At 54.6% G+C, this 21,903-nt stretch carries 19 protein-coding genes and 1 tRNA gene; 7 read left to right on the top strand and 13 right to left on the bottom strand.

Going from position 1 to position 21,903, the window contains the following annotated elements:
- Positions 1-45 precede the first annotated feature (45 nt).
- Positions 46-1,512 carry a 30S ribosomal protein S1 gene (gene rpsA / locus ACXM2N_RS05580; RefSeq protein ID WP_458490817.1) on the bottom strand — a complete coding sequence of 489 codons (1,467 nt, stop codon included), beginning with the start codon at positions 1,510-1,512 and terminating at the stop codon, positions 46-48.
- Positions 1,513-1,804: 292 nt separating this feature from the next.
- Here rpsA and ACXM2N_RS05575 point away from each other — a divergent pair, with 292 nt between their 5' ends.
- The gene (locus ACXM2N_RS05575; protein WP_458491028.1) at positions 1,805-2,527 is read left to right on the top strand and encodes a class I SAM-dependent methyltransferase; all 723 of its coding nucleotides are present in this window, start codon (positions 1,805-1,807) and stop codon (positions 2,525-2,527) included.
- Between the two features lie 202 nt (positions 2,528-2,729).
- On the opposite strand, the gene polA is transcribed toward ACXM2N_RS05575, so the two are convergent.
- The gene (polA, locus tag ACXM2N_RS05570) at positions 2,730-5,420 is read right to left on the bottom strand and encodes a DNA polymerase I (protein ID WP_458490815.1); all 2,691 of its coding nucleotides are present in this window, start codon (positions 5,418-5,420) and stop codon (positions 2,730-2,732) included.
- A gap of 81 nt (positions 5,421-5,501) precedes the next feature.
- A tRNA-Leu gene (locus tag ACXM2N_RS05565) sits at positions 5,502-5,575 on the bottom strand.
- Positions 5,576-5,848: 273 nt separating this feature from the next.
- Here ACXM2N_RS05565 and ACXM2N_RS05560 point away from each other — a divergent pair.
- From ACXM2N_RS05560 to ACXM2N_RS05540, 5 genes are all read left to right on the top strand, one after another.
- A complete protein-coding gene (locus tag ACXM2N_RS05560; RefSeq protein WP_458490813.1) occupies positions 5,849-6,823 on the top strand; it encodes a DUF368 domain-containing protein in 975 nt (324 codons plus the stop codon).
- A gap of 229 nt (positions 6,824-7,052) precedes the next feature.
- Positions 7,053-8,024 carry an ABC transporter substrate-binding protein gene (locus tag ACXM2N_RS05555; protein WP_458490811.1) on the top strand — a complete coding sequence of 324 codons (972 nt, stop codon included), beginning with the start codon at positions 7,053-7,055 and terminating at the stop codon, positions 8,022-8,024.
- 93 nt (positions 8,025-8,117) lie between these two features.
- A complete protein-coding gene (locus tag ACXM2N_RS05550; RefSeq protein ID WP_458490809.1) occupies positions 8,118-9,074 on the top strand; it encodes an amino acid ABC transporter permease in 957 nt (318 codons plus the stop codon).
- Between the two features lie 9 nt (positions 9,075-9,083).
- Positions 9,084-9,851 carry an amino acid ABC transporter ATP-binding protein gene (locus ACXM2N_RS05545; protein ID WP_458490807.1) on the top strand — a complete coding sequence of 256 codons (768 nt, stop codon included), beginning with the start codon at positions 9,084-9,086 and terminating at the stop codon, positions 9,849-9,851.
- 106 nt (positions 9,852-9,957) lie between these two features.
- A complete protein-coding gene (locus ACXM2N_RS05540; RefSeq protein ID WP_458490805.1) occupies positions 9,958-10,374 on the top strand; it encodes a hypothetical protein in 417 nt (138 codons plus the stop codon).
- A 68-nt stretch (positions 10,375-10,442) separates the two neighbouring features.
- On the opposite strand, the gene ACXM2N_RS05535 is transcribed toward ACXM2N_RS05540, so the two are convergent.
- From ACXM2N_RS05535 to ACXM2N_RS05500, 8 genes are all read right to left on the bottom strand, one after another.
- A complete protein-coding gene (locus ACXM2N_RS05535) occupies positions 10,443-11,189 on the bottom strand; it encodes a TSUP family transporter (protein WP_458490803.1) in 747 nt (248 codons plus the stop codon).
- A gap of 138 nt (positions 11,190-11,327) precedes the next feature.
- Positions 11,328-11,810 carry a pantetheine-phosphate adenylyltransferase gene (gene coaD, locus ACXM2N_RS05530; protein ID WP_458490801.1) on the bottom strand — a complete coding sequence of 161 codons (483 nt, stop codon included), beginning with the start codon at positions 11,808-11,810 and terminating at the stop codon, positions 11,328-11,330.
- Between the two features lie 49 nt (positions 11,811-11,859).
- Positions 11,860-12,441: a 16S rRNA (guanine(966)-N(2))-methyltransferase RsmD gene (rsmD, locus tag ACXM2N_RS05525; RefSeq protein WP_458490799.1), complete on the bottom strand. Its 582-nt coding sequence runs from the start codon at positions 12,439-12,441 to the stop codon at positions 11,860-11,862.
- Between the two features lie 31 nt (positions 12,442-12,472).
- Positions 12,473-12,679 carry a biotin/lipoyl-containing protein gene (locus ACXM2N_RS05520; protein ID WP_458490797.1) on the bottom strand — a complete coding sequence of 69 codons (207 nt, stop codon included), beginning with the start codon at positions 12,677-12,679 and terminating at the stop codon, positions 12,473-12,475.
- A gap of 46 nt (positions 12,680-12,725) precedes the next feature.
- Positions 12,726-14,852: an ATP-dependent DNA helicase RecG gene (locus tag ACXM2N_RS05515; protein WP_458490795.1), complete on the bottom strand. Its 2,127-nt coding sequence runs from the start codon at positions 14,850-14,852 to the stop codon at positions 12,726-12,728.
- A 3-nt stretch (positions 14,853-14,855) separates the two neighbouring features.
- Positions 14,856-16,736, bottom strand: a complete 1,881-nt coding sequence (locus tag ACXM2N_RS05510; protein WP_458490793.1) for a DAK2 domain-containing protein — start codon at positions 16,734-16,736, stop codon at positions 14,856-14,858.
- Between the two features lie 11 nt (positions 16,737-16,747).
- Positions 16,748-17,422: a uracil-DNA glycosylase gene (locus tag ACXM2N_RS05505; protein WP_458490791.1), complete on the bottom strand. Its 675-nt coding sequence runs from the start codon at positions 17,420-17,422 to the stop codon at positions 16,748-16,750.
- 19 nt (positions 17,423-17,441) lie between these two features.
- Positions 17,442-18,407: a thiamine-phosphate kinase gene (locus ACXM2N_RS05500; RefSeq protein WP_458490789.1), complete on the bottom strand. Its 966-nt coding sequence runs from the start codon at positions 18,405-18,407 to the stop codon at positions 17,442-17,444.
- Between the two features lie 159 nt (positions 18,408-18,566).
- Between ACXM2N_RS05500 and ACXM2N_RS05495 the strand changes: the two genes are divergently transcribed.
- Positions 18,567-19,589 (top strand): DUF3515 domain-containing protein, encoded by a 1,023-nt coding sequence (locus tag ACXM2N_RS05495; protein ID WP_458490787.1) that lies wholly within the window; start codon positions 18,567-18,569, stop codon positions 19,587-19,589.
- Positions 19,590-19,649: 60 nt separating this feature from the next.
- On the opposite strand, the gene ACXM2N_RS05490 is transcribed toward ACXM2N_RS05495, so the two are convergent.
- Together ACXM2N_RS05490 and ACXM2N_RS05485 are read right to left on the bottom strand one after the other, a co-directional pair.
- Positions 19,650-20,744 carry a D-alanine--D-alanine ligase family protein gene (locus ACXM2N_RS05490; protein WP_458490785.1) on the bottom strand — a complete coding sequence of 365 codons (1,095 nt, stop codon included), beginning with the start codon at positions 20,742-20,744 and terminating at the stop codon, positions 19,650-19,652.
- A 99-nt stretch (positions 20,745-20,843) separates the two neighbouring features.
- A complete protein-coding gene (locus tag ACXM2N_RS05485; RefSeq protein ID WP_458491026.1) occupies positions 20,844-21,863 on the bottom strand; it encodes an NAD(P)H-dependent glycerol-3-phosphate dehydrogenase in 1,020 nt (339 codons plus the stop codon).
- Positions 21,864-21,903 lie beyond the last annotated feature (40 nt).

Genomic DNA, 21,903 nt, shown 5'->3' with positions numbered 1-21,903 from the left:
TTCTTTTCTAGCTTAATTCATTCGGGGTTTAAGCCCCACTAAGAATTAGTTGCCAGCAAGCTTCTCACGAAGAGCAGCGAGCTGCTCGTCGGAAGCCAGGGAACCAGCCTCTGCCTCTTCGGATGCTGCGGCCGGAGCTGCCTCAGCGGACTCGGAGGAGTAGTTAGAAGCGGACTCTTCACCTGCCGCTGCTGCCTCAGCAGCAGCTGCGCGGTTGCGCTCGATCTGAGCGGTGTGGAGCTGGAAGCGACGCTCGGACTCTGCGTAGCGTGCCTCCCACTCCTGACGCTGCTCGTCGAAGCCCTCGAGCCACTCGTTGGTCTCTGGGTCGAAGCCCTCAGGGAAGATGTAGTTGCCCTGCTCGTCGTAGGAGTCAGCCATGCCGTACTTGGATGGGTCGAACTCTTCGGTGTAGTCCTCGTCAGCCTGCTTCAGGGACAGGGAGATACGACGGCGCTCGAGGTCGATGTCAATAACCTTGACCATTACCTCAGAACCAACGTTGACAACCTGGTCTGGGACCTCAACGTGGCGCTGTGCCAGCTCAGAGATGTGAACCAGGCCCTCAATGCCCTCTTCAACGCGGACGAATGCGCCGAATGGAACAAGCTTGGTGACCTTGCCAGGAACGATCTGACCAACAGCGTGGGTGCGTGCAAATACGCGCCATGGGTCTTCCTGGGTAGCCTTCAGGGACAGGGAAACGCGCTCGCGGTCGAGATCAACGTCGAGAACCTCAACGGTGACTTCGTCGCCAACGGTGACAACCTCAGATGGGTGGTCGATGTGCTTCCAAGACAGCTCGGAAACGTGAACCAGGCCGTCAACACCGCCGAGATCGACGAATGCGCCGAAGTTAACGATGGAGGATACAACGCCCTTGCGGACCTGGCCCTTCTGGAGCTGGTGCAGGAACTCGGAGCGAACCTCAGACTGGGTCTGCTCGAGCCATGCGCGACGGGACAGAACAACGTTGTTGCGCTGCTTGTCCAGCTCGATGATCTTAGCCTCGATCTCCTGACCGATGTATGGGTCAAGGTCACGAACGCGACGCATCTCAACGAGGGATGCTGGCAGGAAGCCACGGAGACCGATGTCCAGGATGAGACCACCCTTGACAACCTCGATGACGGTGCCGGTGACAGCCTCGTCCTTCTCCTTGAGCTCCTCGATAGCGCCCCAAGCACGCTCGTACTGAGCACGCTTCTTGGACAGGATTAGACGGCCTTCCTTGTCCTCCTTGGTGAGAACGAGTGCGTCAACCTTGTCGCCGACCTCTACGACCTCGTCTGGGTCGATGTCGTGCTTGATGGAGAGCTCGCGGGATGGGATTACACCCTCGGTCTTGTAACCGATGTCGAGCAGAACCTCGTCGTGGTCAACCTTAACCACGGTGCCCTCGACGATGTCGCCGTCGTTGAAGTACTTGATGGAAGCTTCAACAGCTGCGAGGATTTCCTCTTTGGAGCCGATGTCGTTGATGGCTACCTGAGGGACGTTATTGGTTGGCATTAAATGCTCCGAATAAGTAGGAATAGTAGTTGGATATCTTTGAGCGCCTCTCTCAAACAGGTACCGAGCAGCATTATCACTGCTCATGAGCCTTATTTGATCCCGCGTCTACCACCTCTCACCTCTCCTACAGAAGGCATGATGTGGTAGCTGCATAGACACGCTCGACATACAATACGCTAAAAACGCTGGTAGAGCAAATAGAATCGACCGCGTGTCGCATAAAGAAAACTCTCATTCAGGCCAGGCCCCCGAGGCTGTTCGCAACCAACTACTAGATTCAGCCTCCACACTGGCCAATCGAACCCATTGGGATGCTGACGCCCATGACTACCACGAGCGCCACCAGTCCTATTTGAAAGGATTCTATTGGTGCCCAGAGATGCTGAGTGAGCAAGATGCCCAGCTTCTGGGCGACATCTCCGACACCGCAGTCCTCGAGGTGGGCTGTGGAAGTGCACCATGCTCCGATTGGCTAGCACAAGAGTTTCCGACCGCCTTCATCACTGCTATGGACATATCACGTGGCATGTTGGAGCAATCCTCTCGCGCTGTTTCCTTAGCACAAGCCAATGCTCTGCAGCTCCCCTATGCATCAGAAGCCTTCGATACCGTATTTTCAGCCTTCGGGGCCATCCCTTTCGTAAAAGACCTCACCGCCCTATTCACCGAAGTGACGCGGGTACTCAAGCCCGGTGGCCGTTTCATCTACTCCACCAACCACCCCATGCGATGGGTATTTCCCGATGATCCAGGCGAAGCAGGACTCCAGGCGTCAATCCCCTACTTTGAACGGGACTACGTAGAGAAGGATGAAGATGGCACCATTACGTACGCAGAATTCCAGCACACTATTGCTGATCACCTAAACGCCATTAGTCGTGCAGGATTGGTAGTCACGGGATGCCTTGAACCAGAGTGGCCAGAGCAACTAACCCAGAATTGGGGCCAGTGGTCCCCTCTCCGGGGAAATATCTTCCCAGGCACCATCATTTTCAGCACCCACAAGAATTAGACGTTCAAAAAACTCAGCTTGGAATGGCGAAGCGGTTTCCGCCTTCATCTCGACTGCAGTGCCGAGCGTGGAACTTACTCGGCACCGCATGGGTGAGCATCCGCAGTTTCGACATTCCCCAGCAAACACCCCAAGATGGCCTAGACCTGCTGGTGCAACATCTGTTGGGATGGCCGGGGAAATCAGTTATTCACACGCGGAACTAGTGCGCGGCGTCGTCCCAATTAGCTCCTTCGCCAGCGGAGACTTCGAGCGGCACACGCAGCGTGATGGCGGAGTCCATTTCCTTTTCCACAATCGCGCGGACTTGATCAAGTTCACCTCGTGCGACTTCCACCACAAGTTCATCGTGTACCTGAAGCAGGACTCTAGACTTGACCCCCGCCATCTTCAGCTCACGATCCACGCGAAGCATAGCCACTTTAATAATGTCGGCAGCAGTACCTTGGATAGGAGCATTCAATGCTGCACGTTCTGCGTTCTCGCGAGCCACGCGATTGTCGCTAGTGAGCTCAGGAAGGTAGCGGCGACGACCAAACAGCGTTGCAGTGTAGCCGTCCTTGCGGGCTTGATCTACCACATCAGATAGATAGTTCTTTACTCCACCAAAACGTTCGAAATAGCTCTCCATGATCTGCTTCGCTTCCCCTGGTGGAATATTCAGCTGCTGAGACAAACCGAACGCCGATAAGCCGTAAACCAAACCGTAGGACATAGCCTTGACTCGACGACGCAGCTCGGGCGTCACCTGATCCACAGGAACCTCAAAGACTCTTGAACCAACGTAATTGTGGAGGTCCTCTCCTTGTTGGTAAGCCTCGATAAGGCCAGGATCCTCAGATAGGTGTGCCATCACGCGCATTTCAATCTGCGAGTAGTCCGCAGTAAGCAACGTCTCATATCCCTCGCCCACCACGAAGGCCGAGCGAATCTTTCGTCCTGCTGGAGTGCGCACCGGAATGTTCTGAAGATTAGGCTCAGTCGAGGAAAGACGGCCGGTAGATGCCACGGTCTGATTAAACGTGGTGTGAATTCTCCCGTCGTCACCAACTGCTTTGATGAGCCCCTCAAGCGTTGTCTTCATCTTCTGGTACTCACGGTGAGCCAGCAAACGATCTAGGAACGGATGAGGATGATTAACGGCAAGAGCCTCGATCTCTTTCGCCGCTGTGGAGTAACCAGTCTTTGTCTTCTTCGTCTTTGGAAGGCCCAGTGTTTCAAACAAAACTACTTGCAGTTGCTTTGGCGAGGACAAGTTGAGGGAATCATCGCCGGCGAGCTTGCGGGCTTCCGCTACCTGCTCTTCCACCTGCGCCTTGAAAGTTTCCAACTGATCATTGAGAGTATCAACGTCTACTGCAATGCCTACTGCCTCCATGCGCGCGAGCACACTTAGGAGCGGGATTTCCATGTCCACATACAGTTCGTAAGCGTTAATCTCCTGCAGCTGCGCTGTGAGAGCTTCAGAAAGTTCTAGGATCGCAACCGCATTCTCTATTAGATGGGATGAGTCCTCTACATCCAGCAAGGACAGCTGCCCAGTAGGCTCAGCATGGAGCTGGCGTTGAAGATGACGCTGGTAGACGTCCTTGAGATCGTAGGTGCGCTGACCTGGGCGCAGGAGGTAGGCGGCGATGGCGGTGTCATGAACGACACCGTTGAGCTCGAATCCTCGGCCTGCCAGCATGTGGTAAGCAGCCTTGGCTTCATGAAGGAACTTAGGCGATTCGCTAGATAGCCATTCCGCTAGGACCTGCTCCTCGGAAGCGGAGATATCGGCCAGATCCACCGCAATCGCATCGCGATCCATATTCACCAAAGCAATGGCGGTTGCGTCCCCAGTTGCAGGCGTTCCGCGCCCTTCAACATAAAGAGCCAGTGGTTCATCACCATGGGACTTTAGCCACGTAGCAACGCCGTCCGTCACTACTGTGACTTCCTCGCGTTCTTCGACTACAGCGTTGGTATCGGCATGGACAGCCTTGAGCACCTTCTCACGTAGCTGCACACCGAATTCAAGATCGTCAAACTTAGCCGTGATCTCATTCGCATCCACGGGCTTGAGATCCAATTGGTCAGGCCCAAGAGGCAGCGCCATGTCCTTAACCATCTCAGTCAAGGTACGGTTCATTTTCACCTGATCAATACGCTCTCGGAAGCTTTCGCCAACTTTGCCCTTGATCTTGTCAGCGTTCGCAATCAGTTCATCCAGACTGCCGTACTCTACTATCCACTTAGTGGCCGTCTTCTCTCCCACTTTAGGAACCGACGGAAGGTTGTCCGAAGGGTCTCCTCGCAGAGCCGCAAAGTCTGGATATTGCTGAGGAGTAAGACCGTATTTCTCAAATACTGCTTCTGGAGTAAAGCGGTGAAGCACGGAAACACCACGCATCGGATACAGAACCGTTGTGGTGTCATTAACCAACTGGAAGGAATCTCGGTCACCGGTAACGATCAGCGTTTCAAACCCTAGGGGTTTCGCCGCTACCGCCAGCGTGGCGATGATGTCGTCCGCTTCGTAATTCTCTGCCTCTAAAGTTTCAATGCCTAGGGCCTTGACCACTTCTTTAATAAGCGGAATCTGCCCTTTGAACTCCGGTGGCGCCGCTTCACGTTGTGCTTTGTACTCCGGGAACATCTCGGTGCGGAAGGTGGTGCGGCCTACGTCAAAAGCTACTGCCACATGGTCCGGCTGCTCATCATTGAGCAGCGTAGACAGCATGGACAAGAATCCATACACAGCGTTAGTAGCCTGCCCACCGGAGGTGGAGAAGTTCTCCGCCGGAAGCGCATAGAAAGCACGAAAGGCCATTGAGTGGCCATCAACGAGCATGAGACGTTTGGTTTGAGTAGCTTCAGTCACCCGCACCACTTTACCGGACTCCACAGACATCAGTCATGAGCCTAGAAACTAGCTTTCCAAGAGTATGAAAAAGCCGGTTCACAACATATTTGCTGTAAACCGGCTATTTTGTGCCCCTGGTGAGACTCGAACTCACACTGGACGGGTTTTGAATCCGTTGCCTCTGCCAATTGGGCTACAGGGGCGCTAGGGCTAAATAGTAGCTCACCAGAATCTTAAACTCCTAATCTGCAGATAGTTGGGCATTTTTTGGCCGAAGGTAACCCGTTGACACGTCGGGCTGACCACGTGGCGCCATGGTCTTGCTCACAAAAACCATCGTTTCCTGCGGTTAAGCCGAGAGTCGAGACTTCGGATGCCCTTAATATCTGTAAAGTGTCACCCGACCACCTGCACGAATACCCTTTCTGCAGGCTTTTAAAAGAATCCACACAGTAAGAAGGATCCTCCTCAAACTTATGACTGCTTCCACTAACAGCCAGAAACCAGCTAAGAGAAGCCCGTTAAACCATATCGTTAATCTCATCGTTGGTTGGCTTATTGGTATGGCGGAGCTCGTTCCGGGCGTCTCCGGCGGCACCGTCGCACTCGTCACCGGAATTTACGGACGTGCCTTGCGCAACGGCACCAATCTCATCCGAACCGTAAAGGCTGTTTTCAGCGATAGAAAGAATCTTAAGCAGCACGCCTCAAAGGTTGAATGGGTATTCATCGCCACCGTTGGAATCGGCATGGTTGCAGCAGTTCTCACTCTCTCCGGCTTGATGCACAATTTCGTGGAGAACTCACCCGAAACTGCCCGCGCACTCTTCCTGGGAATGGTCGCAATTTCGCTCATCGTCCCACTAAAGATGGTGGATAAGAAGGATTTCTCCACCAAGAAGATTCCAGCAATCGCCATTTTCCTTGTTGCTGCCGTACTGGTCTTCTTGCTCACTGGCGTCACGTCGGTAGAGAAGCAGGATCCGTCACTCCTGATCGTATTTGGTGCCGCTGCTATCGCGGTATGCGCCTTGGTGCTGCCAGGCATCTCAGGTTCATTCATGCTGCTGGCTATGGGCCTGTACGGGCCCATCATGGGAGCGGTATCTGATCGCGATCCTGCCGTCATGGGCGTGTTTATCCTCGGCGCACTGACGGGGCTCACCCTATTCATCCGCGGCTTGGATTACTTGCTGAGCAATCACCACACGTTGACCATGATGGCCATGGCAGGTTTCATGCTCGGATCCCTCCGGGCGTTGTGGCCATGGCAGGATGACGAGGCCAATCTCCTCGCCCCTGGCAACAACCTTTCCTGGCTTCTGCTAGTCATGGCGATCGGCGGCGTTATTGCGGGAGGAGTAATGATCCTAGAGCGGTTCACCGATTCAGGCGAGATTGAGGATCACGATGATCATCACCGAGAGAATAACCTCCACAACCCCGCCTAACTACTCACGTTAACTACTGCCACTCGGCCAACGTGCGCTGAGTGGCTTTGTTTATGCACGACTTCGCCCTCCAGGTGAATTTGCACACACCCGCATATTATTTTCGCTCGCCTCATTTTTACTCATCCTCGAAATTTTCGAATCACTCGAGGTTAAGGCTTAAAAGAAATACTGCTTTTTACGCTGTACAGAAATCCTAAAAAACAGAATTCATGCTAAGTTTATGCACATGACCCTTAAGAAGACTTTCTCAAAGCCACGTCGCGCAGGTTTCATCGCGATCCTGGCATCTGCAGCCCTCCTTACCGGCTGTGTGGAAAACACTGAAACCGCTGATCCTGCATCTGCTGGCTCCACCAATGCAGAGGGCGCAGCCCTCTCCGGCGAGGGTGGACTCCCAGAAAACTGGGAGGAAGTTCTTCCAGAAAAGAACGAGGAAATCGCAGCTATGGTCCCTGCTGACATCGCGGAAAAGGGCACCTTGGTTATTGGCACCAACCCTCCGTTCGCTCCAGCTGAGTTCAAGGATGCTGAAGGCAATATCATCGGCTTCGATATCGACCTAGCTCGCGCAGCGGCAGCAGTGATGGGTTTGGAGCTTGAAGTTCGTGAACAGGACTTTGCACTGATCCTTCCTAACGTTGAGGGTGGCACCATTGACATGGGAGCGTCTGGTTTCACCGACAATGAGGAACGTCGTAAGAGCTTTGACTTCGTCAACTACTTTGGCGCCGGTATCCAGTGGGCCCAGCAAACTGGAAAGTCCGTCAACCCTGATGATGCTTGTGGCCTAACTGTCGCAGTTCAGCGAACCACCGTTTCTGAAACCGAAGATGTCACTTCCCGCTCCGCGCAGTGTGAAGAGGAAGGTAAGGAAGCCATCAAGGTTCTCGCCTTCGACACCTCCGACGAGGCTGCTAACGCGGCAATTCTGGGCCGAGCAGATGCCTACTCTGCCGACTCCCCAGTTGCTGCTTGGGCTGTTGAGCGTTCCAATGGGCAGATCGAGCTGACCGGTGAAATCACTGACGTTGCCCAGTACGGTTGGGCCGTAAAGAAGGATTCTGAGCTCGCGGATGCAGCGGCTGCCGCACTGCAAGCTCTCATCGATTCCGGTGATTACGAGAAGATCTTGGACATGTGGGGCCTGACTGACGGTGCCGTGACCGAATCCAAGATCAATGGCCAGGCCATCGATTAAACACTCCGCGCTAAGAGCTTTTCCTCCCTCCTCTGGATTCTTTCCGAGTGTCGTGAGGGAAAGCTCTTTGGAATTTGAAAGAATCCTCTACTTATGAGTAACACCCAAACTCTCAAGCCTATTGAGGCTAAACCGTTGCCTCACCCATGGCGTTGGGCTACTGCAGTGATTCTGCTTGCGCTCGCCGCATGGTTCATTTATTCAGCAAGCCAAAATCCCGCATTCCGCTGGGAAACGTTCTGGCAATACCTCTTTGATAAGCGCGTAGGCGATGCAGCTTTCAAAACTATCCTGATCACTATTGGCGCAATGCTGATCGGTGTGGTCTTGGGCTCTGCTGTCGCAGTTCTGCGCATGTCCCCTAACCCTGTTCTCCGGGGACTGGCATGGACCTACCTCTGGATTTTCCGTGGCACTCCAGTGTATGTTCAGCTCGTATTCTGGGGTTTGGCTGGCACGATCTTCCAGTCGTTGGATCTCGGTTTCTACGAAATCGACCTGCAAACTCTCCTGCGTAACACTTTCATGCTTGCCGTTGTCGGCTTGGGCCTCAATGAAGCAGCCTATATGGCGGAAATCGTCCGCTCCGGTATCCAGGCCGTGCCTGAGGGACAAACTGAAGCTTCCAAGGCACTCGGCATGAGCTGGTGGCAGACCATTCGTCGCACGATTCTTCCCCAGGCAATGCGCATCATTATCCCGCCAACAGGCAACGAGTTCATCTCTTTGCTCAAGACTACTTCCTTGGTCGTTGCTATTCCGTACACCGGTGAGCTCTATGGCCGTTCCATGGACATCGCTAACGCCTTGTTCCAGCCGGTTCCTATGCTGCTGGTTGCCGCATTCTGGTACTTGGTCATCACCACTATCCTGATGATCGGACAGCACTATCTGGAAAAGTACTTCGACAAGGGTGCAAAGCGTGAGCTGACCGCACGACAGCTTGCTGCACTAGCTGATGCCGAAGGCTCGCTTCCTCACAATGTCGAGGTAGTTGAGCCACATACGCCGCCAAAGAAGCCTCGTGGCCGTGCGCCGAAGGGAAAGTAAGGATTCACAATGAGCGAACTACCAATGATTGACGCGCAGCAAGTGTGCAAGTCTTTTGGATCCCTGCAGGTTCTTAAGGGCATCGATATCCAGGTTCCTAAGGGCACGGTGACGTGTTTGATTGGACCTTCAGGCTCCGGCAAATCCACCTTCCTGCGCTGTGTAAACCACCTGGAGAAGGTAACCGCTGGTCGTCTTTACGTCGACGGTGACCTGATCGGTTACAGGGAAAAGAACGGTACGCTGTACGAGATTTCTGAAAAGGATGCAGCTAAGCAGCGTTCCGATATCGGCATGGTTTTCCAAAACTTCAACCTTTTCCCCCATCGCACTGCCTTAGAAAACATTATTGAAGCTCCTATTCACGTTAAAGGCGTCAATCCGGATACCGCTAAAGCGGAAGCAATGGAACTTCTGGAACAGGTTGGTCTGGCACACAAGGCGGATGCTTATCCAGCGCAGCTTTCTGGCGGGCAGCAGCAACGAGTAGCAATCGCACGTGCGGTTGCCATGAAGCCGAAGCTCATGCTTTTTGACGAGCCAACTTCCGCATTGGATCCAGAGCTTGTTGGTGAAGTTCTACGAGTCATGCGAGATCTAGCTGAGCAAGGCATGACCATGATGGTCGTGACACACGAAATGGGCTTCGCTCGCGAAGTAGCGGATCAGGTCTGCTTCATGGCTGACGGCGTTGTCGTCGAACGAGGAACGGGTAAGCAGGTCATCGATAACCCGCAGGAGCCTCGAACTCAGGCATTCCTTTCAAGCTTGTTGTAAAAACCACAAGGGTCATTGTTAAGGCTCGGCCACTTCACCGAAGTGACCGAGCCTTTTTGCTTGTAAAATTGCTCTTATGCGTCTTATCAGGTGTACAACACTAGGTATGCTCGGTGTACTCAGCGCTGGCGTATTGAGTTCATGTTCTGTTGGTGGCAGATCAGATTTCATTGACGAACTCGAGCAACGAGCGTCTGACGCGCACACCGCAGAGCTCACCATCCAAGATGTCTTTGGCAACAAGTGGTCCAAAACTGCGCTGATATGCCCCAACGCTGCTGCAGACGACGTACATGCTCAATTGGGTGTTGATTCTTCCCCGATGGGCAATCGCCCCATGGCGGACTCTGACAATATGATTTTCCTCAAAAGCGAAGACGGCGCTACTAGCTGGGTGCAATTCCCACGGAAGTCAGTCGACTTTTGCCAAAGCTCGGCGTCACAAGATTACCTAGCTTTGCATTCAGCAGCGCAACCAATGACGTTCGAACTCAATTCCGAAGGCACCTGGGTACTGCGCTAGCGGAACGAATACGTGGCCAACGCAAAAGTCCCGCACTCCCTCAGGAGAGCGGGAATTTAAATCTTTACTTAGCCGATCATGCCTATGAGACCGCGTACAAGGGCTGAGACGCCGCCGGCGGTAGCTAGGAAGAGCGCTAGTTTGCGCGCCTGTGGCTTGGATACACGGTCACCAACGCGAGCGCCAAGATAGATGCCTACGATCATCGCAAGCACTCCGAATACCCACACCCACGGGGACAGGGATCCTAGATCGCCAACTCCACCAACCATCTTGACCAAAATTGACACGCTGGCGGAAACGATAAACATCGGTTGCAGTGTTGCGGCGTAAACGCGCTGGTCCCAACGAGAAGCTTGCGCGTAAACCGTAATGGCAGGTCCAGCGATTCCCGCCAAGGTATTCATGAAACCACCAATGATGCCGGAGGCCACTGCTGGTCCTGTACCGTCCACCCGTGGAATGCGATTTTGACCGAAAGTTACTACCGCCAAAGCCAGGAGCAAAAGTACCCCGACGATAACCATCAGGAGCGAGCCGGAGACCACCTTGATAAGCATCGCACCAGGGATAGCGCCAATAACCATGACGGAGGAGATGGTAGCGAATTTTTTCCAGTCCACATTTTCGCGGACGCTGTACGTAGTGAGTACGGCGTTGATAAGCGCCAGTACGTTAACTACCAAGATTCCTTCGACCGGCCCAAGCATGAGGCTAAGTATTGGTCCGGCTACCAGTCCGAGCCCCATTCCTGAGACGCGCTGCAAGAATGAACCAATTAAAACGATGACAAGTACGATAAGTGCAAGTCCCACTGGGTATTCTTTCCATTCGATTTTTCGACTAACCGTATCTTAACGTACTCCTTATTGCTGCCGTTGAGGTCCAGAAAGAGGAAAACTCCTCTGAGGGTAAGTGGATCCTCAGAGGAGTCAGCTGCTGAACGGGGTGGGCTATACCTCGTGGCGACGTTCCTGCATAGCCTTGGTGACGTTAGGTGGGAGCATGTCCCCCACGTGCCCACCAAATCGGGTTACTTCCTTACTCAGGGTGGAGGAAATGTAACCGTACTTAGGGTCTGTCATGAAGAAAGCAGTGTCAATGCCAGTAAGTTTCCGGTTCATCTGTGCCATAGGCAATTCGTACTCGTAGTCCAAGGATGTACGCAGGCCTTTAACCAAGAGATCCACATTATGCTGTGTGGTGTAATCCACCAACAGCCCGGCCCACGAGTCCACAACAACGTTTTCTAGGTGAGCGACAGCCTCCTTAATAAGCTCCATGCGCTCATCAATCGTGAACCAGCCGGACTTCTTCTGCGGGTTGCCGGTTACTAACACAATCACATCGTCGTAGAGTGCGGATGCACGCGTGATGATATCCATATGGCCCATGGTGATTGGGTCAAAAGAACCTGGTACTACTACCTTTGACATTGCCTTCAAGTACTTTCTGATTGTGGCTTATTTGCTTTAAGCGTATCGTTTATTCGGCTTCGTCGCGGTGGAATACAGCCATGTCCATGCGAGCGATACCGAAGGTGCGCTTCTTTAGTTTTTGGGTAGTGGGGACATATCCCTTGGGCCACTGCGCTTCTGGGGTATCACGGTGGCGTTCCACCACTACCGCCGCACCATCAACCAGGCATGGCTTGAGCTTTTCCAGCATCTCCTCCACTGCCTCGGTTTCCAGTTCGTAGGGTGGGTCGGCCAAAACTATGTCAAAAAACTCTCGTGGAGCGTTTGCCACGTAGGTGGATGCCTTCATCGACTCAATGCGCACGTCGGGATGCTTGACTACACCCGCATTGTGGCGAATGATCTCAACCGCCTGTGGATTGGACTCCACCAAGACTACGGTTTCAGCTCCGCGCGAGGCGGCCTCGAGGCCAAGGGCTCCGGATCCAGCGAAGAGATCGAGCACGTGGGCATCCTGAAAACCAAAACGAACCTGGAGAGAGGAAAAGAGTCCCTCACGCGCTCGGTCGCTAGTGGGACGGGTCCCCTCTGGCGGGACCTTGATCTTCCGTCCTCGTGCGTCACCGGAAATGATGCGAGTTAGGCCCATGTAGTGTATTTCCTTTAATTTCGAAGGTGTTTTACTTGTTAATGGCGAAAATGGAATCTCCACCGACAACGTGAGAGAAGTCTTCAGTAATCAGTGTCACCGTGCCACCAATTGGGGCCGTGATGTTTGTTTCCACTTTTGTGGCCTCGATGCTTGCCACTCGTTGCCCTTTACCTACGGTGGAACCGTTAGGAACGTGGTAGCGAACGGTACCCGCAAATGGCGCACATATTCTCATAGATTCACATTCTAGTTGTTCGATCGCTGGATTCATTTAATGAGCGCTAGCTTTTGTCTAGGTAATCTTGGGAGGCTTCGTCTATGTCAGCGACCACACTACGCGCCAACTCACGATCGTGGGAAGCTATAGTTCGGGCGTCCTGGTGCGCCCGCGTAATAACATCCCTATCACGAGACAAGCTTAAAAGCTTGATTCTCTTGGAAACACCGGACTGAGCAGCGCCAAGCACGTCGCCTTCCTGACGGTACTCCAAATCAATTTCGGCCAGTTCGAACCCGTCGTTAGTGTCTGCTACCGCTTGGATCCTTTGGACCGACTGTTCGCTCGCATCGGGTGCTACGTGGAAGAAACAAATCGAGGCGTTACCGCCACGGCCCACTCGTCCACGAAGCTGGTGGAGCTGGGATACGCCAAAATTCTCCGAGTTGCGGATCATCATCACGGTGGCGTTGGGCACGTCAATTCCCACTTCGATCACAGTGGTTGATATCAGAATGTTGATGTTCCCATCACCAAATTCTCGCATGATGTGATCTTTTTCTTCTGGCCTCATCTTACCGTGCAGCATAGCTACCCGCTGATGGGCAAACACACCGTGGCTTAAGGCTTCGTAAGTCTCCTCAACGCCACCAGCCCCGTGAATATTGTGACAGACAATGTAGGCTTGCCTGCCTTGATCGATTTCTTCATTGATTCGAGCGAAGCAGCGCATCAACCATTCCGGCTTGAGCTCACTGACTACAAAGCTTTGAATTGGTTTACGTCCTCCGGGGAGTTGTTTCAGAGTCGACTGCGAAAGATCGCCAAAGGCCGTCATTGCGATAGTACGAGGAATTGGGGTAGCGGTCATCACCAACAGGTGTGGAGTGGTGCCTTCCTTGCCCATTGATCGCAAGTAGTTTCGCTGCTCTACTCCAAAGCGGTGTTGCTCATCCACGATCGATAAACCAAGATCGTAGAATTCCACGCCCTCCTGAATGATGGCGTGGGTTCCTACCACGATGTCTGCTTCCCCAGAGACGATGCTCAGCAGGGCGTGCTGTCGCTGTTGGGTATTCAGCGACCCAGTGAGCAGCACAACTGTTGCCTCAACGCCCGCGGCTTCTAAGGTGTCTTGAATGCTGCGCGCGTGCTGTGTCGCCAAAACCTCAGTAGGTGCAAGCAAGGCACACTGTTTGTCGGCATCTACTACTTGCATCATAGCTAGAACGCTCACGATAGTTTTGCCGGAGCCAACTTCACCCTGAAGCAGCCGTGACATTGGCCGCGGTTGAGCAATGTCATGAGCAATTTCTGCGAGCACCTCTTCCTGGCCTGAGGTGAGTGCGAAAGGAAGGTTCTCCAACAACTGCTGCCGCATGCCGCCAGTTCGTGGCTCTATCGCATACGCTTTATTTGTTTCTGCATCACTACGACGCAGCGCCATGACGGAGGCAATCTCAATAGCCTCGTTGTAGCGCATGCGGTCGATGTAAGGATCTGGGCCACAGGCCTCCGGTTGGTGAATCCCCCTCATAGCCTGATCAAAAGAAGGCAAATCTTCCGGCGCATACGGCCCCAGTGGGTCAGGTATTTCTGGAGTCTTGCGCAATACCTCATGTACTGCCCCAAGAGTGCGCCACGTGGGCATTCCTTTCTTGGCAGGGTAAATGGGAATAAAGGCCATCTGAGCCAGGATCTCCACGATAGCGTCCGCATCACCGTAAGCGCTCAGAGTGCCCATGGTCCCCTTGGCCCGCTTGCCCGGAACGGCGGCAGCGCGTGGTAGCACGATGAAGTCCGGATGTTGGAGCTGCCAACTTCCGTTGAAAGACTGCAACTTGCCGGTGAACATTGCCAGAGTTCCTTCTCTCAGCACGTTAGGAATATGACGTGCACGGAAGAAAGACGCCTGAATGGTACCTTGCTGTGACCTGATGCCCACTTTGTGAAGCAAAATGCCGTTTTTGGTGTAGCTGGAGTTGCAATAGACCACCTCTCCAATAATGGTGACCATCTCATCTTCCATCACACCGGAAAAGGATATCCCCACACCATGCGCTGCATATTTGCGGGGATAGAAGCCTAGTAGCTGCTCCACCTCCGTAAAGCCAAAGGCTCGTTTGATAGCGCTGGCTTCTTTGCTGGGCAGGATGGATGAGAGTTTGCGGTGATCATGCCAACCCAACATGGACTATTCCACTCCAATTTCCACAAGACAACGAAGGTTGTCTGCAGGATACACAACCACGTCGACATCGCGATGCGGAGGCATTCCAGCGCGAACCTTCTCCTGTGTGATCTCTGATATGAGGTCAGCATCTACGAGCAGAGTTACGCGCTCCCCCGTGGAGTCCAGCAGCCGACGGCACGCAGCAATGACAGTTGCCATGATGTCCTCGCCCACCACGATGGTCTCTTCACCTGACTGGGCGAGGAAATCGTCCTTGGAACAAGGGCCGGCTTGAGTCAGCCTCGCCTTCTTGGCGTAGACAATTTGCGCCACTCGCATCGCAGCGACGGCCTCTGCCATAGCGTACGTATCCACAGCCAGAGGTTGTGATGGATCATGCATGGCTATAGCTGCAAGTCCGCGCACCAGATTCATTGTGGGTAATAGCGTGATGGACTGTTCGAAAGCGAGTGATAGCCTTTCCGCACTGGCCAATTCCTCTTTGTCCAGTAACCCATTGGGAAGAAGAATAATCTCCTGCGCTCCCGATTGTCGGGCTTCAGATACAATCTGTTGCACGACATCTTCTGCTTCACTGGCACGGGTAATAACTACGGCACCAGCTTCTCTGTACAGTTCCGCTAGATTCCCCGGCGGTGTTACCGCGATAACCAGTCTCTTCTGACCACTGTGGGGAGCTTTCGCCCCACTGGAATCTGGTAGTACCTCGATTCGGAGGTCTGTCACGGTGCCAAATCCAAAGGACTTCTCAATCACTGCACCTGATTGGCAGGAATGAATATGCACGGTGGCGTTAGTATCACTAAGCCTAGCTATCACCAGGCAATCCCCCAGGGGCGAAATAGCCCGTTCTAGGGCATCTATATCCGCGTCCTCGATGTAGTACATGACTTCTAGGTAGGGGCCATCACCTTCGGCTACCTGCTCATCGGGGACGTCGCACTCAGATGTTGGGAAGTTTTCCGCCTTCTCTAGCACGGCAGTCTTGGGCTTACCCAGAGCAAAGTCGCCCACACCGGGGATGGAAAACTCATTGGAAGCAAAGCTCGTTTGATCAACATGATCCGGAGCCGTGCTGGACACGGTCACTGACGTCGTAGAGCTCTGCTCACTGTCCGCTGCACTACCGGTTTCTTTAGCGGTCTGAGGGAAAGCCTGCTCGGCGGCTTTATGCGCTGAGTGGTCTTCCATCCTCATGGACGGAATTTTTGCATCTTCCCCCGTAATTTCTGCCAGCAAGGTCTCCAGCAGGATAACGAGACCCTGGCCACCGGCGTCTACTACTCCAGCCTCTCGGAGAGCAGGCAACTGCGATGGAGTCTTAGCCAAAGCGATGCGCGCTGCGTGGGTAGCATTCCTAGTGACAGTTGCTAAATCCTCCGTGCCGCTTTGTGCTGCAGCTATGCTTGCAGCACGGAGCACGGTAATCACTGTTCCCTCAACGGGGTCGCTGATAGCTCGGGTGACAAAAGCTAACGCTGCGCTAAGAGCCGTAGTAACACTCTTTCCGGTGATCGTACCGTCATGGGCCGCCTGCGCGAGCCCGCGCAGCACCTGGCTGAGCACAACACCGGAATTTCCGCGAGCACCGCGTACGGCCCCCACAGAGAGTGCAGTGGCAACATCACGGGCGCGCAGAGATGCCATGTCATCCTCGCTGGCGTCGGCTAGCGATTCCACGCTGAGCTGCTTTGTAGCCTGAGAACGCGCCTGCGCGAGCGCTGCTTCCATAGTGTGCGCCATGTTGGAACCTGTGTCAGCATCCGGCACAGGGAACACGTTAAGCGCGTTGATTTCAGCCCGGCGCGCCACAATTTCCTTAGTAGCCGACTCTGCCCAGCTGAGCAGGTCGGCGCCGGTGAGGGTCGTCGCGTGTGGCATAGCTTTAGATCTTACAACCGCCAGTCAATTTCCTGTGAGCCGAGGGTGGTAAGGATTTCGTTAGCGCGGCTAAAGGGTTTAGAGCCGAAGAATCCGCGGCGGGCGGATAGTGGAGATGGATGAGGTGAGGCGATGATTGGGGTATCGCCTAGAAAGGCGGAGGTGCTTTGGGCGTCTTTTCCCCAGAGGATGGCTACTAATGGCTGGTCTCGTTCAGCAAGGGCACGGATGGCTACTTCGGTGATATGTTCCCAGCCTTTTCCGCGGTGGGATCCAGCGTTGCCAGGTTGGACCGATAGGACGCGGTTGAATAGGGCTACGCCTTGACGTGACCATGGGGTGAGGTCGCCATCGGTTGGCTGTGGGATTGATAGGTCATCTGCTAGTTCTTGGAAGATGTTTGCGAGACTGCGTGGCAATGGGCGTACGCCAGGTTGGGTGGAAAAGGAGAGGCCCATTGCGTGTCCGGGTGTTGGGTACGGGTCTTGGCCGATGATGAGGACGCGGACCTCGTCAAAGGGGTAGGTGAAGGCGCGTAGGATGTCGCTTCCGGCGGGGAGGTATCCGCGGCCAGCGCGGGTTTCGGCGCGAAGGAAGTCTCCCATCGCGTGGATTTCTTCAGCTACGGGCGCTAGGGGCTTCTCCCAGGAGTGGTGCACTGGGAGAGGTGAGCCGTGGTAGTCCATGGTGTGTCTTTCTGCTTGTTTAGTAGCTGTCCCACCCGCGCACGTAGCGTGGTGGTTGATGTCCTACGGTGACCGGTTGGTGTGCGGTTGGCTTGCCTACGGTGCCGATTACGCGGAATCCGGTTGGTGGTTCCCCGTTGGTAGTGCCTACTAAGGTGTGGTCTTCACCGCCGGAGAGCACCCATTCCCATGGATCGGCTTCCAGTGATTGTGCGGCGCGGATCATCAGGGGTGTAGGGGCTATCAGCTGTGGGTCGAGGTCGATGCTGACGTTGGACCTGTTAGCCAATGTTGTGAGGTCAGTAATGAGGCCGTCTGAGTTATCCGTCATGGCGGTTACTCCTGCGGAGCGGGCGACAAAGCCGCGGCCTTCGGGCTTAGTGGCTTGGCAGTGGGATTGCATCAGGGGATGGAATTCCTGTGGTACTGCGTCGCGGCCGAAGCGTGTGAGGAGTGCTAGACCTGCGGCGGACGCGCCGATTTCACCCGATGCGACTACTTTCTGGCCGGGTTTGGCTCGGTCAAGTGTGAGCGCGGGAATGGATCCGCCGAGCTTTCCAATGGCGGTGATGGAGATGACGATCGACTCGCCATCAGTGATGTCGCCGCCTACCAATTCAGCTCCGTAGTCGGATACTCGCTGAGCGATGCCTTTGGCTAGTTCGCTAACGAAGTCCAAGCGGGTGTAGCTGGGGGCGGATAGCCCAAGGAGTGCTGCGATGGGACGCGCTCCCATTGCCTCTATGTCCGCAAAGTTCTGGGTTATGGCTTTTCGGCCGATCTCTGCTGGAGTGGACCAATCGAGTTTGAAGTGGCGTTCTTGGACAAGGAGGTCCGTGGACACTACCGTGCGCGTGTTGGGTGCGGGGTGCCTGAGTACTGCCGCGTCGTCACCATTGAACGCGCTGGGTGCGTGTGAGGTGATGACGTTGATGGCGGCTTTTTCGCCTACTTCTGCAAGAGTTGGGTTCTTTGGGGTTCTCATCGTTTTGAAAGCCTAGTATTGAGCGCACAACTCGCGCACATAAACGCGCGACAAAGTGGGTCCCCTCCCCCGATTGACAATCGGCATGCGTGGAGAAAGCCTGCGCCACGGGCATGTGGCGCTGAGAAGGTACTTGAGAACCCAGTAGACTGAGTGTTTATGCGAAACCACGCCAATGCTCATACTCAGTCGTATTCCGATGCCGCCTCTTCTGCCCCTGTGCCGGGTAGTAACGGCGAGTTTCGTCATACTCCCATTCTGATTGCACTGGTGCTTGGACTCATCTTGGTGGTGGGTGTGCTGATTGGGGCCAAGGCTACCTTTAGCAACGCTGCGCATCAGCCGGTGGCCATGGGTGCGATTGATTCCCCTGACGCGCAGTCGCCTGAGTGCGCGGAGCTGATCGAGAATCTTCCGGAGGAACTTGGGGGAAAGCCCCGTGCTGAGATAGCTGATCCTGTTCCGCCGGGTGTCGCCGCGTGGCAATCCAGTTCCACCCAACGATTCACTCTGCGGTGCGGCGTGCATCTGCCGCTGCAGTACAGTGATCTATCCATAGTCAATGACGTTGACGGCACCTCGTGGCTTAAGGTTATGGACACCACGCCACAGTCCACTATGCAGACGTGGTATGTGGTCAACCGTTTCCCTGTTGTGGCTGTAACCACTGATGAGGAGGGCCTAGGCGGCGATGAGTTTCCCGCTGCGGAGCTTTCCGACGCCCTGAGCACCCTAGACAACAAGGAAGCCGACACCTTCGAGACCCCACTTGTAGGCCTCGCCAAAGGCGAGGATCGTCGCTGTTCGGATCTCATGGCTCACCTGCCCAATGAGTTGTCTACTCAGCCAACGTATACCCGCTACGATGGCGCACGTAGCAAGCAATTGGCAGACAACTCCATGGCCGCCTGGGTAGCAGATGGTTACGAGCCGATCGTGATCCGGTGCGGCGTTGGCTTCCCTAGTAACTACCAGCCCGGCGCGCAGTTGCAGTCCATCAATGACGTTCCGTGGTTTGAAGACACCACCTTGGGAAACGGAACTACTGCCAGCACGTGGTTTGCGCTGGGGCGTAGCGCAAACATTGCGGTGAGCACCCCGCAGGAGCCGGCGCAGGCAGCGTTGACAACCTTAACTAACGTGATCAAGGAGCGTACGGACGAAGACTCGTCGTCGAAGTAATAGGCACTTGATAAGCACAATGGCCCCCGTGAGGGGGCCATTTACGGTATTTGAGACTCGTTACTGAGTAGCTGATTGCCTCACCTTGAGCGCGCGGGCGATGAGCTCGTCGAGAAGCTGCCCATACGGTACGCCGGTTGCTTCCAGCACCTGTGGGTACATGGAAATGGGGGTGAAACCTGGCATGGTGTTGATCTCATTGATCACTGGACCGTTGGCGGTAATGAAGAAGTCCACTCGCGACAAGCCTTCACAGTTGAGTGCTTGGAACGCCTCAAGGGACAAAGAGCGGACAAGCTCCAAAGTCTCATCATCGAGCGGTGCCGGAATTTCGGCGGAGACCACGTCATCGAGGTACTTGGTGTCAAAACCGTAAAAGCCCTCATCGCCTTCATCGGTGTCCTTCAACTGTGCTGGCCACGAGGCGATCAAAGTGCCGTCTTCCTTCTGCAGTACGCCACACTCCACCTCAGGGCCTACGATCTCAGACTCCACAATCACCTTGGTGTCTTCCTGGCGCGCCACGTGGAGAGCATCATCCAGGTCAGCCCAATCAGCCACACGAGAAATACCAATGGATGAACCACCACGTGCAGGCTTGACATAGACCGGGAGACCTAGCAGTTCCTTATCTGCGTCTGTCAGGGATTCAGATCCACGCAGGATAACTTCCTTACCCACCGGCAGGCCTTCAGCCGCGAGTAGCTTCTTGGTGTACTCCTTATCCATGCCACATGCTGAGCTCAAAACACCGGTTCCCACGTAGGGAACACCAGAGAGTTCGAACATGCCTTGGATGGTTCCGTCCTCACCAAAACGACCATGAAGAACCGGGAACACCACGTCCACCACAGCGTGAACCGTGCCGTCTTCTACGAAACGGAACTCGCCCTGGGATGCAGGGTTGAGAGAAAGCGCCACTTCCCTCGTCAGCTCCACCTCGGGCATCTTGCGGTCGCGGGTCTTCAACTTCTCAGTATCAGACTCACCCACGGTCCACACTCCCTGCTGGGTAATGCCAATTGGGAAAACCTCATAGCACTCTGGGGCCAAGTGGGACATAATAGCGCCAGCCGAAACGCAGGAAACACCGTGCTCAGAGCTACGGCCACCGTATACAACAGCAATCTTGATGCGGGAATTTGGTTCAGTCACGCCCAAAACCTTACCCTTTTTGCCCCTTTGGTTTCAGCGACAGAACGAAAAACCGCGGAAACTCATCACGGCTTCCGCGGCTACCACCTAAAAATGTGGCTACAAACTCGGCCACTCAGCTTTCTTAGAACGGCCCATGAGCCGTGAAATCATATCCTGCACACTCATACCCTTGTGGCACACAGCAAAGACCGCTTGAGTGATGGGCATTTCCACCCCATGTTTCTGGGCGAGGGCGAAAACGGACTTTGAACTCATCACGCCCTCTGCCACCTGACCATTGGTAGCGGCCTTAGCCTGCTCGATGGTGCCTCCCTGCCCGAGGCGGGCGCCGAAGGAACGGTTACGCGACAGTGGCGATGAGCAGGTTGCAACCAAGTCCCCCAGGCCGGCGAGACCTGCGAACGTCCTAGCATCTGCACCTAGTGCTTCACCCAAGCGGATGATCTCTGCGAGACCGCGAGTAATCACCATAGCGTTAGTGTTCTCACCCAGGCCCACACCGAAACTCATACCGGTAGCGAGTGCAATCACGTTCTTACACGCCCCGCCGATCTCACACCCAATCACATCCGTGTTGGTGTAAGGGCGCAAGTAGCTGGTTGCGAGAGCCGCCTGCACAGTCTTGGCACGGTTCTCGTTCTCACAGGCGATGACCGTGGCAGCTGGCTGCTCCTCTGCAATCTCGCGGGCTAGGTTAGGCCCAGACAGCACCGCAATGCGGTCACCAGCACCAGTAACGTCATCGATGACCTGACTCATCCGCAGGTAAGTATCAGCCTCAATGCCCTTAGCTAGGCTGAGCAACGTTGCAGAGGGGTGAATGTGCGGTTTCCACTGCTGCAAGTTTCGTCGCAGAGTTTGGGACGGCACCGCCAGCACCACGATCTCAGAGCCTTCCAGTACTGCGGCGTGATCGTGAGAAGACTCAATGTTGATAGGCAACTCAATATCGGACAAGTAATCCGGATTATGGCGTGTGGAGTTGATGGCCTCCGCCACTTCCTCACGGCGTGCCCACAGAGAAACATTGCAGCCTGCGTCCGCGAAGACTTTAGCGAGTGTGGTGCCCCATGAACCAGCACCCATCACGCTTACTTTCACTAAAGATCCCTCCAGGCCACAACTACCGTCACATTCCACGCAAACCCGCCGAATG

The sequence above is a fragment of the Corynebacterium sp. ZY180755 genome (genome assembly GCF_054331495.1).
The sequence above is the reverse complement of the archived record's forward strand: the minus strand, read 5'-3'. Positions and strand labels throughout refer to the sequence as shown.